5 protein-coding genes and 2 pseudogenes are annotated in these 11,499 nt (G+C 49.9%); 5 read left to right on the top strand and 2 right to left on the bottom strand.

Annotated elements, in window-relative coordinates:
* Positions 1 to 270: 270 nt before the first annotated feature.
* Positions 271 to 963, bottom strand: coding sequence for an IS6 family transposase (locus H6G00_RS34180; protein WP_190800137.1), 693 nt, complete (start codon positions 961 to 963; stop codon positions 271 to 273).
* A gap of 114 nt (positions 964 to 1,077) precedes the next feature.
* Positions 1,078 to 1,260 (bottom strand): hypothetical protein, encoded by a 183-nt coding sequence (locus H6G00_RS34175; protein WP_190800136.1) that lies wholly within the window; start codon positions 1,258 to 1,260, stop codon positions 1,078 to 1,080.
* Between the two features lie 101 nt (positions 1,261 to 1,361).
* On the opposite strand from H6G00_RS34175, the gene H6G00_RS34170 reads away from it, so the two are divergent.
* From H6G00_RS34170 to H6G00_RS36980, 5 genes and pseudogenes are all read left to right on the top strand, one after another.
* Positions 1,362 to 4,406, top strand: coding sequence for a hybrid sensor histidine kinase/response regulator (locus tag H6G00_RS34170; protein WP_190641152.1), 3,045 nt, complete (start codon positions 1,362 to 1,364; stop codon positions 4,404 to 4,406).
* Complete coding sequence (locus tag H6G00_RS36450; RefSeq protein WP_190641151.1) at positions 4,403 to 7,789, top strand: ATP-binding protein; 3,387 nt, start codon at positions 4,403 to 4,405, stop codon at positions 7,787 to 7,789. The genes H6G00_RS34170 and H6G00_RS36450 overlap by 4 nt, the downstream gene beginning before the upstream one ends.
* On the top strand, positions 7,786 to 10,545 hold the full coding sequence (locus H6G00_RS34160; protein WP_190800135.1) for a response regulator: 2,760 nt from the start codon (positions 7,786 to 7,788) through the stop codon (positions 10,543 to 10,545). Before H6G00_RS36450 ends, H6G00_RS34160 begins: the two co-directional genes overlap by 4 nt.
* Before the next feature lie 56 nt (positions 10,546 to 10,601).
* Positions 10,602 to 11,018 (top strand): annotated as a pseudogene (locus H6G00_RS34155) (GAF domain-containing protein); the annotation flags it as partial.
* A gap of 141 nt (positions 11,019 to 11,159) precedes the next feature.
* Positions 11,160 to 11,381: pseudogene (locus H6G00_RS36980) on the top strand (IS6 family transposase); the annotation flags it as partial.
* Positions 11,382 to 11,499 lie beyond the last annotated feature (118 nt).

Genomic DNA, 11,499 nt, shown 5'->3' with positions numbered 1-11,499 from the left:
GATTGAAGAGAATGACCGCTTGCAGGTTTGGGTCAAAGGACAAGACTGCGATGGGACTTCTTCAAGACAGGCTCCTATAAGGTCACTCTTCCCAAGCCAAACAAGCAATAGATATTGCTTCTACCAATCGACAAATCAATACAAAGGCACGAAGCCGGTCAACTTATGGGTCAGATTGGCAGAAGCAATACTCTTCTATCCTCGCAGTCAACTTAATCGAAGAAGTTGAAGAATCAGCACGATAATTCTTGGCAAGTTGGAATCGCAGGATTATATGGCAGATTTCAAGCCAACAATCTCTTGCCAATCCCGAATGCGTTGGCGCATTTGTTCGCGGTAGCGTTGGGCCGTGAGTTGATGTTGTTTGGGGTGGAAGTGGTCTCGAATTGGTTCAAACGCAGTAAGAAAGCGTTGCGTTTGTCCGAGTGACTTAAACTCTCGCATCCGTCGCTCTCGCACTCGAGTCGGTTGATGCGAGTTCTCTGCTCGATTATTCAGTCCCTTGTGCGCTCGGTGCTCTACGCTCTTGAGCATCTGATTTTTGGCAGCTTCGTAGCTTTTCAGCTTGTCTGTCACGATCACTCGTGGTACAAAGCCTTGCTGCTTGAGGAGTTTGCGGAAAAACCGCTTGGCTGCCTGGGTATCGCGATGCTGTTGCATCAAGATGTCGAGCACGTTGCCCGCTGAGTCTACTGCTCGCCACAGGTAGTATTGCTGTCCCTTGATGGTGACAACGACTTCATCAAGATGCCACTTATCGGTGAGATAAGGTCGTTTACGTCGCACTTGATTCGCGTATTGCTGTCCGAACTTGCTACACCATTCCCGAATCGACTCATAGGTCACCTCGATGCCCCGGTAGAGCATCATCTTTTCGATATCCCGGTAGCTCAGGGGAAAGGTGTAGTAAAGCCAGACGCAGTAACTGATGATTTCGCCAGGAAAGCGATGACGGGAGTACATGAACCGGAAGCCGCGAACAAGGTGGAATTAGTCCGATTATTCTATGTTGGCGTTAACTTGACAATACCGAGTAGATATCCGAATCAAACAGACATTCTCAAGCTCAAATTACCGTCAGCGATACGAGTAAGGGCATTTCTGCTGATTTTTTGCCTTACGTATTTGACTATTTCCGCCAGGAGAGTTCTGCCACCACTCGACGGTTTGGTGAGCTAGGGTTAGGGCTGGCTCGCCCTCACTGCTTATGCCAGGAAAATTGACTATCAGCAGGCGATGGCGGTAGGGTTTCAACAGCATATTTCTAAATCTGTGGAACCAGAAGTTTTGATAGGAGCGATCGCTCGTTTGCTAAACCAGATTTAGTGCTGGTTAGTCAGGTTGATACTGGGGAAAGTGAGATGAAACGGCAAATCAGGATCGACACCTTGCAGTGGTTTATTGGCATTTACATTGCCATTCGAGGCACGTTGATGTTGATGGTGCCCCATACACTCAATACCCATGTTTTTGTTCCCATCCAGCCGCACTTACCCGGGTTTGGAGCCTGGCAGGTAGTTGCGGGTGCCATTTTGATTGCTGCCGTGACGCTGGTACCTCACCGTTCCATTGTTCTATTCGCTCATCTGCTAGCGGGTTCTGCTCTACTACAGGCTGCTAGTGGGCATCTGTTTGCAGGCACTTGGACGGCATTTGCAGATTTTGTCACTTTAGGATTTGGAACGGCGATCGCCCCTTTCCTGCAAACTCGTCCTAGCCGAAATTTTAGAAACGGAATTGACCTGTTTGCCCTGCTGATGAGCATTCGGATGGTGCTGGATGGAATCATTGTTCTGATTCCGTTTAACCCGCAGTTTGATGCTCGTCTGTATGATCCGGTTCGCCCCTATCTGCTGCCCTATGGCATTGCTTACCTGGTTAGTGGGCTAGCATTATTAGCAGCCTATTTCTACCCCAAACTACCAAAACGGCTCTTTCAGGCTGCTCATCTACTAGCCGGGGGAATGCTCTGGTCGTGGACAATCGGGTTAGGGTTTCCCACCTGGAATTCTGTTCTCTTTTATGGCGGCTTGGGGACGCTGTTGGCATTGCTACCGTGGTTAGGTCCCTATCTTCGTCGGCTTGAACCAAGGTCTTTACAAACTCAACTAGCCGTAACTCTTGTAGGGATTGTTGCTCTGCCGCTTCTCTTTATCGTTACCCTAATCGCACTGCCACAAGAACAAGCAGTGATCAATCAAGCCCTTACCCTTCAGCAGACGCTAGCCAGGGCTCTAGCTCAAGACGTTGCCAACTATATCAATTTGCATCGGGCTGCTGTTCATGCGTTAGCTAAACAGCCTAATTTGGCAGCTATGACTGCTTCTGAGCAGCGCAATTTCCTTCAGTTGATTAATCAGGCATATCCTGACATTACTGTATTGACAACCTATGATGCAGCAGGAAATGCGATCGCCCGCAGTGATGATCGAGTGTTAGGTCCATCCATTGCAAGCTTCAACTCATACCGAGCAGCGCAGCTGGGACAAACCACCCTCAACGTTCGCATTGGACGAGTTTTACAGAAGCCGATCTTTACCTTTACAGCCCCCTTTTATGATGCAAATCAACAGTTTGCGGGAGTAGCAGCCGGAGCGATCGAGTCGTCAAAGTTGACAGGGGAACTGATCAAGACAGGGGAGACTGCCGATATCATGGCCTATCTAGTAAATGATCAGGGACGAGTAATTGCCCACCCAGATGCTAGTCTGGTCAGCTCCTTTTCCGATCGCTCTCAAGCTCCCCCCGTTGCGGCATTGCTGAAGCAGGAAGCAGCTTTTGGTGGGCTGCACTATTGGGATCAAGCACAATGGCAACTGGCGGGGTATGCTCAGGTTCCCGACATTGGTTGGGGTATTGTAGTCGAACGCCCTGCCTCTAATGTTCTAGCGGCACTCAATGCTAGACGCAATCGAGATTTTCAAACTCTTTTAGCCGTTGCCGCGATCGCATTAATTATTGGGTTGCGTGTCGCCCGTCGGCTATCAAACTCTCTGATGACATTAGCCTATGCAACTGATCAACTCACCACTGGAGATACTCAAGCCCCGTTGCCGCAAAGCACTATTACCGAGGTAGCCCACCTCTCTAATGTGTTTGCAGACATGCGCGATCGCCTGACTAGACGCACTGCCGAACGAGACCAGATGGAACAGGAACGGGAGAAACTGTTGCAACGGGAGCGAATTGCACGAGAGGTAGCTGAAGCCGCCAACCGTACTAAAGACGAGTTTTTGGCGGTGTTATCGCATGAGTTGCGATCACCCCTCAATCCCATTCTCGGTTGGTCAAGGCTCCTACTAAGTGGCAAGCTAGATGAGACAAGAGCAAAGCAAGCACTCACCACCATTGAGCGGAATGCCAAGCTGCAATCTGAACTGATTGAAGACTTGCTTGATATCTCCCGAATTCTACGCGGTAAGCTGAGTCTCACGGTCCGTCCCGTTAATCTAGCATCAGTCATTCAAGCAGCGATCGAAACGATACAACTGGCAGCCGAAGCCAAGTCGATTCAAATAGAGACAAGGCTAAACCCTAAAGTAGGACTGGTTTCAGGTGACTCAACTCGCTTGCAGCAAGTCGTGTGGAACTTGCTCTCTAATGCCGTCAAATTCACACCAGAAGGGGGACGGGTTGAGGTGCGATTAACGCAGGTTGACTATCAAGCTCAAATTACCGTTAGTGACACTGGGAAAGGGATTTCTCCCGATTTCTTACCTTATGTATTTGACTATTTCCGGCAAGAGGATGGCGCGACTACTCGTAAGTTTGGTGGATTAGGGTTAGGGCTGGCAATCGCCCGCTACTTGGTAGAACTGCACGGGGGAACTGTTCAGGCAGACAGTCTCGGGGAAGGGAAGGGAGCTACGTTCATGGTGAGAGTTCCAGTGATGCTGTCTCAGACCATTGTTAATCAAGCTCCTCAACCCTTGGAATTCTCTCTCAGTTTGAATGGTGTACAAGCTTTAGTGGTAGATGATGATACCGATACGCGAGACTTCATTGAGTTTCTATTGGAACAAGCTGGGGCAAAGGTGAACACAGCCGCTTCTGCAAGAGAAGCCTTGACAGCATTAATGCGTTTTAAACCCGATGTCCTTCTGAGCGACATTGGGATGCCAGACATGGACGGCTATATGTTGCTGCGGCAGGTAAGAACTTTACCACCAGAGCAGGGAGGAGAGATTCCCGCGATCGCTCTAACAGCCTATGCAGGAGAGTTGGATCAAAAACAAGCGATCGCCGCTGGGTTTCAGCACCATATTGCCAAACCAGTGGAGCCAGAGCAGCTGGTTAAACTGATTGCCCTGACTCAAAGATCTGAGGTTAGCTCAACATCGGCTTACCCCACTTTTCCTAACCGCACCTACAGGCCTAACGTGGGGGAGAGGGAGGACTGCGAATGAACGAACAAAGAACAAGTCTCTTTCCTAAGTTTGGGGAAATGGGGACACGGATGCAGGCATTGGATTGGGCACAGACTCCAGTGGGCGCTGTGGAATCCTGGTCACAAAGTCTAAAGTCAACGGTTCGCACGCTGTTAGGCTCGCGTTATCCGATGATCTTGCTGTGGGAACAGGAATTGATTCAAATTTACAATGATGCCTATATCAACTTGATTGGTACTAAGCATCCCTATGCGCTAGGACGGTCGATTCGGGAAACCCAAGCCGAATCCTGGGATGTGATCGGACCGATGATCACCGAAGTGATGACGACAGGCATTCCCAACTGGGTGGAAAATCAGATGTTGGCAGTGAACCGCTCTGGCTACAACGAGGAAGCACATTTCAGCTTGTCTTACAGTGCTGTCGGAGATGACACAGGCGTGATTCGCGGGATGCTCTGTGTTTGTAGTGAAGTGACCCAGCAGGTATTAGGAGAGCGACGCTTGCGGTTACAGCGTGACCTGGCAGCACGGGCAAGTGAGACGCGCAGTGTGGATGCAACCTGTCAAGATATTTTGGCTGCGATCGCTGAGTATCCGCTGGATATACCGTTTGCCCTGATCTACTTACCCGATCCAAACAACCCCACTCTTCGGCTATGTGGCAGCGTTCGGGTAAACGGCGATCAAGAGATTGCTTCAACAACCGTCTCACTTACAGAATCAACCGATCGATGGTCGCTGGCAACAGTCATGATGGGACAAACCGCGATCGCCACAGGACTTGATCGTGACCTCGCTATTTCTGGCGGACCCTGGAACGAAAGCGTACATCAGGCGATCAGCTTGCCCATCCCTTCATCTAGCGCGGCTGCACCGTTGGGAGTGCTCATTTGTGGCATCAGTCCTAACTGTGCGTTGGATGAAGGCTACCAGTCATTTTACGAGCTTCTGGCTGGACAGGTTTCAGTCTCCATCCGTAATGCTCAAGCCTACGAAGAAGAACGACAGCGGGCAGAGATGCTAGCCAAACTCGATCGCGCCAAAACAGCCTTCTTCAACAACGTCAGCCATGAGTTTCGTACCCCGCTCACGCTGATGCTAGGTCCAGCAGAGGACGCACTAGCAGATGTCAGCAATCCCCTTCCTCCCCAACAACATGAGCGAATTAGCATTATCTATCGCAATAGTCAGCGGTTGTTGAAGCTCGTGAACACGCTGCTCGACTTTTCGCGGATTGAAGCCGATCGCATCCAAGCAAGTTATGAACCAACGGATTTGGCAACCTTTACCACTGAGTTGGCAAGCGTATTTCGGTCGGCGATCGAAAGCGCAGGAATGCAGTTGTTTGTCGATTGCCCAACCTTACCAGAGCCGATCTATGTTGATCGTGAGATGTGGGAAAAGATTATCCTGAACCTACTCTCAAACGCATTTAAGTTTACCTTTAACGGAACAATTTCAGTTTCCCTTCAACCTCAAGAAAACACTGTTCAATTAACTGTGCAAGATACAGGCACAGGCATTCCATCCGAGGCATTACCCTATCTATTTGAACGATTCTATCGGGTGAAAGGAGCCAGAGGACGTAGCTATGAAGGCTCAGGCATTGGACTTTCACTGGTGCAAGAACTGGTCAAATTACACGGTGGCACGATTGATGTCACAAGCCAACTGAATCAGGGTACTACTTTCACGATCGCCATTCCGACCGGATGTACTCATCTACCACCCGAGCAGATCGGTGTTACTTCCACGCTGGCATCTACAGCAGTAAAGGCAAGTGCGTTTGTCGAAGAAGCCTTGCGTTGGTTGCCGGAGGAGGGGAATGGGAAATGGGGAATGAGCTTCGACGTGAGCACTCACTTGAGCGGGAGTGGGGACATCCTTTCTACTCCCACTCCCAATCCGCCCTCAACTTCCTCTACTGCCCGAATTCTCCTCGCTGATGACAACGCCGATATGCGGGATTATGTGAAGCGATTGTTGAGCCAACACTACGAGGTGACAGCCGTGACAGATGGTGTTGCGGCTTTAACTGCTGCTCAACAGCGGGTACCTGACTTGGTATTAACCGATGTCATGATGCCAGGAATGGATGGATTTGAGTTGTTGCGAGAGTTACGGGCTGACTCGCAGACGAGAGAAATTCCGGTTATTTTGCTCTCTGCTCGCGCAGGTGAAGAATCACGGGTAGAAGGTTTGGAAGCAGGGGCCGATGATTACTTGATTAAACCGTTCTCGGCACGAGAGTTGCTAGCTCGTGTGGATGCCAACCTGAGACTAGGACAACTGCGACAAGCCGCAATGCAGCAGCGGATTCGAGACATTCTAGAGAGCATCACCGATGGATTTGTTGCCCTGGATCATGAGTGGCACTACATCTATGTCAACCAAAAAGCTGAGGCGCTTCTGCACAAACGACGGATTGACCTGCTGGGTAAAACCGTATGGGAGGCTTTTCCTGATGCAAGTGGCTCACTTGAAGCCAGTATTCGTCAAGCTATTAGAGAGCAAATCACAGTCGATTTAGAGCTGTTTAATGCTGCCTTTGATACTTGGTTTGAGGTTCACTGTTACCCTCTGCAAGGAGGGTCGTCTATTTACTTTCGAGATATTAGCGATCGCAAACGGGCAGAATCTGCATTACATGAACTCAACGAAACATTAGAACAACGAGTTAACCAGCGCACGGCTCAACTAGAAGCCCTTAACCAGGAATTAGAGGCGTTTTCCCACTCTGTGTCCCATGACTTGCGAACTCCTTTGCGCTACATCAACGGCTTTGCCCAGCAGCTTCTCAAAAAGCTTGATGTTAGCCAACTGGATGAAACCAGCTTGCGATATTTAAACATCATCACGCAGTCTGCAGTTCAGGCTGGAAAGATGGTGGATGACCTGCTGGAGTTTTCACGCATGGGGCGAACAGAAATACGTTTTACCCTCATTCCAACAAACCAACTGGTGCAGCAGGTGCAGGAGCAACTTCAATCGGAATTGATTGGGCGAACTATTCACTGGCAGATCGAGCCATTACCAACCGCTCAAGGCGACCCAGCAATGTTGAGGTTGGTATGGCAGAATTTGCTTTCTAATGCTATCAAGTACACCCAAGAAAAGGTTGAAGCTAGAATCACAATCGGCAGCATAGAACAGGAGCAAGAAATCATTTTCTTTGTCAGAGACAATGGGGCAGGGTTTGACCCCAAATATGGCGATCGCCTATTCAACATTTTTCAGCGGTTGCATCCACAGGAGCAGTTTCCCGGAACTGGAGTCGGACTCGCCAATGTCCAGCGAATTGTTCATCGACATGGAGGACGTACCTGGGCTGAAGGTGCGATCGATCAGGGTGCAACGTTCTACTTCTCGCTACCGAAACAGCAGGAGAAATCATCATGACCGCCCTACGATTTCTCCTGCTTGAAGATAATCCCCTCGATGCAGAGGTGGTACAAGTTACGTTAATCGATGGTGGCATCGACTGTGATTTGCAGCGAATGGAAACTCGTGCCGACTTTGTAGCGGCATTAGAAACTAATGAATTTGATTTAATTCTGGCAGACTATACCCTACCCGGTTTTGATGGCATCTCAGCGTTAGAAATTGCTCGTAACCTTTGTCCTGACACTCCATTTATTATTGTCTCTGCCAGCCTGGGTGAAGAACTGGCGATCGACACACTGAAACAGGGAGCCACTGATTACGTCTTAAAGCAACGCCTGGAACGATTAGTTCCTGCTGTAAGTCGGGCATTGCGAGAAGCCCAAGAACATCTAGAACGAAAACGAGCAGAAGCAGCATTGCGACAATCGGAAGCCCAATACCGAATGTTGTTTGAGTCGATCGACGAAGGCTTCTGCATTTGTGAGATGCTGTTTGACCAGAATAATCAGCCCGTTGATTATCGGTTCCTTCAAGTTAACCCGGCATTTGAAAAGTTGACGGGACTCCAGCAAGCGACGGGCAAAACGGCGCGAGAACTCGTCCCAAATCTTGAACCTTTTTGGGTTGAGGTGTATGGCAAAGTTGTGCAAACAGGCAAACCCATACGGTTTGAGAATCAATCGATCGCCATGAACGGACGTTGGTTTGATGTCAATGCCTTTCCCATTGGTGATCCTAAAACTCACCAGCTTGCAATTTTGTTCACTAACACTAGCGCTCGCAAGCAGACAGAGGCAGCGCTACGGAATAGTGCTGAACGATTAAGCATGGCATTAGCGGCATCAAAGCTTGGAGATTGGAGTTGGGATGCAGCAACCGACCTTGTAACGTTTTCAGATCAAGCCGCTAAGATTTTTGGCATTCCACCCGGTCCTTATATGACTTGGGGGCAGATTCAAACTCTATTGCATGAAGACGATCAAGAGCAGGCACGCTTACAAGTTGAACAAGCGATCGCCCAGCATAGTGACTATGACATTGAGTACCGAGTAATTCAGCCGGGTGGAAGCGAACGATGGGTTGCCGCTAAGGGACGGGCCCAGTATGGACCTTCAGAGCACGTGATAGGAATGCTGGGAGTCGTCCAGGACATCACAGAGCGCAAACAGACAGAGCAAGAACGGGAACATCTATTAGCCCGCGTGCAGTCTGCCAATCAAACGCTGCAACGGTTTATTGAGCATACTCCCACGGCTGTGGTGATGCTGGATCAAGAGATGCGCTATCTCTTTGCCAGCCGTCGGTGGATGCAGGAATACGCTCCAACCTATACCGACCTAAGAGGGCTATCTCATTATGAGGTGATGAATGATATTCCCGAGCATTGGCGAGCGGTTCATCAACGGTGTCTAGCCGGAGCAACGGAGCGCTGTGAAGAGGACTATTATGCTCGGGCGGATGGTTCAGGTCACTGGCTACATTGGGAAATTCTTCCCTGGTACGACAGTGGGGGAGACGTTGGTGGCATTATCCTCTTTACTGAAAACATTACTGAGCGCAAGCGAGCCAACCAGGAGCGCGAACGCTTGTTGGAGCGCGAACGGGCGGCGCGGGAAGCTGCAGAAACTGCTAATCGGGTCAAAGATGAATTTCTGGCAGTGCTCTCTCACGAGTTACGATCCCCCCTGAATCCGATTCTGGGCTGGTCCAGGTTGCTGCAAACGAGAAAACTGGATGCGGCTAAGACAACAGAAGCGCTGAAAGTCATTGAACGTAACGCTAAGCTGCAATCCGAACTGATTGAAGACTTACTTGATATCTCCCGCATTCTAAGCGGTAAGCTCAGTCTCAACGTGGGTTCAGTGAACCTAACTGCGACGATTCAAGCTGCAATGGAAACCATCCGGTTGGCAGCAGAGGCTAAGTCTCTTGAGATACGGACAGCTTTTGCACCAGATGTCGGACAGATCTGGGGAGATGCGTCTCGGTTGCAGCAAGTGATCTGGAATCTGCTCTCAAACGCAATTAAGTTTACGCCCCAAGGGGGGCGGATAGAAATTGAGCTACAACGCCTTAGCGCTCATGCTCAAATTGTCGTCACTGACACGGGTAAAGGAATCTCCTCTGACTTCTTGCCCTATGTGTTTGACTACTTCCGTCAAGCGGACAGCACGACCACTCGCCAGTTTGGGGGATTAGGGTTAGGACTTGCGATCGTGCATCACTTAGTCGAATTGCATGGAGGAACAGTTCAGGCAAATAGTCCTGGCGAAGGACAGGGGGCAACTTTTACCATCAAGCTTCCGCTTATGCTATCTCAATCACTAGCTAACCAGGATAGCGATCCGATTGAGCAGTCCTTGGAGTTGAGCGGCATCAAGGTTTTAGTGGTTGATGATGATACTGATACCCGAGAGTTTGTTGCCTTCTTGCTAGAGCAAGCTGGAGCAAGCGTGATAGCCATTGCCTCAGCCGGTGAAGTTCTTACTGTTTTGCCTCAGCTTAAACCCGACGTTTTGTTGAGCGACATCGGGATGCCTGAGATGGACGGCTACATGCTACTCCAACGGGTCAGAACACTTTCTTCTGAACTGGGAGGGCAAACTCCAGCGATCGCCCTGACCGCCTACGCTGGGGAAATTGATTATCAGAGAGCGCTCTCAGCTGGATTTCAACGACATCTCGCTAAGCCTATTGAGCCAGAGGAATTAATTAGAACCATCATGTCACTAAGAATGACTCACACATTATCAACAAAAGAAACTGGATAGGGCTGATGCTGTTCTGCCTCCATTGCAACCTCTTAGCCCCTCTTGCTTGATAAACCGTGACTGAAGCATCACCTAAATCTCCATTACCTTTACCTCGCTTACCCGCCAATGAAACGGAACGATTGGCAGCACTGCGGCGATACAAGATTCTAGATACGCCGCCTGAAGCTGCGTTTGATCGCATTACCCGCTTGGCAGCGAAGCTGTTTGACATGCCGATTGCGCTTATTTCGCTAGTTGATGAATCGAGAGCGTGGTTTAAGTCCTGCGTTGGTTTTGGGGCAAGTGAAGTGCCGCGTGACGACACGCTTTGCAGCTTTGCGGTGTTAACTGATGAGCCGCTGATTATCCCCGATGCTCGACTCGACGATCGTTTTGCCTGCAATCCTTTTGTGCAAAGTGAACCAGGGGTGCGGTTCTATGGCGGTGCGCCTCTGCTCACTCGGGACGGCTTCAATCTAGGGACGTTGTGTCGAAACTGTCAGAACTGGGTACTCAACTTGAGGGCGGAAGTCCTGACTTGATAAACTGGCTACTGCCCCCAATTTCTACCCAGCCCACACTCCATGAACTGACCTGGTTGTTGCTCAGCTCGTACCACTCGCTTACAGCGCATAACTGACCTGGGCTATGCCATGTTTCGCTGCAAGGAGTGCTGCCGCACTTTTAACGAACGGACAGGTACTCCCTTCAACTTCATCGAGGTGCCCACCGATATCGTGTTCCAAGTCCTGCTGTGCCGGTTGCGCTACAAGCTCAGCTTTCGCGACATTGCCGAATTCCTCCTGCTGCGGGGATTTGAGTTCACGCATGAAACAGTGCGCGATTGGGAAGAACCCTCTGTGACAATATGAGTGAGACACCTGACCGCTCACAAATTACTGTCTAGTTCAGGTGAACTCTTATGGTCATGCCCTCTTCTAATAACAACGGTTCTCAAGCATCGGGTGTACC

Source organism: Leptolyngbya sp. FACHB-541 (genome assembly GCF_014695875.1).
Classification (GTDB): Bacteria; Cyanobacteriota; Cyanobacteriia; order Elainellales; family Elainellaceae; genus JAAUTN01.
This window is presented reverse-complemented; position numbering and strand designations above follow the sequence as displayed.

Bases quoted from the DNA above. Each gene is read 5' to 3' on its own strand.
- H6G00_RS34180 (WP_190800137.1), bottom strand. From the start codon at position 963: ATGTACTCCCGTCATCGCTTTCCTGGCGAAATCATCAGTTACTGCGTC.
- H6G00_RS34175 (WP_190800136.1), bottom strand. From the start codon at position 1,260: ATGCTGTTGAAACCCTACCGCCATCGCCTGCTGATAGTCAATTTTCCT.
- H6G00_RS34170 (WP_190641152.1), top strand. From the start codon at position 1,362: ATGAAACGGCAAATCAGGATCGACACCTTGCAGTGGTTTATTGGCATT.
- H6G00_RS36450 (WP_190641151.1), top strand. From the start codon at position 4,403: ATGAACGAACAAAGAACAAGTCTCTTTCCTAAGTTTGGGGAAATGGGG.
- H6G00_RS34160 (WP_190800135.1), top strand. From the start codon at position 7,786: ATGACCGCCCTACGATTTCTCCTGCTTGAAGATAATCCCCTCGATGCA.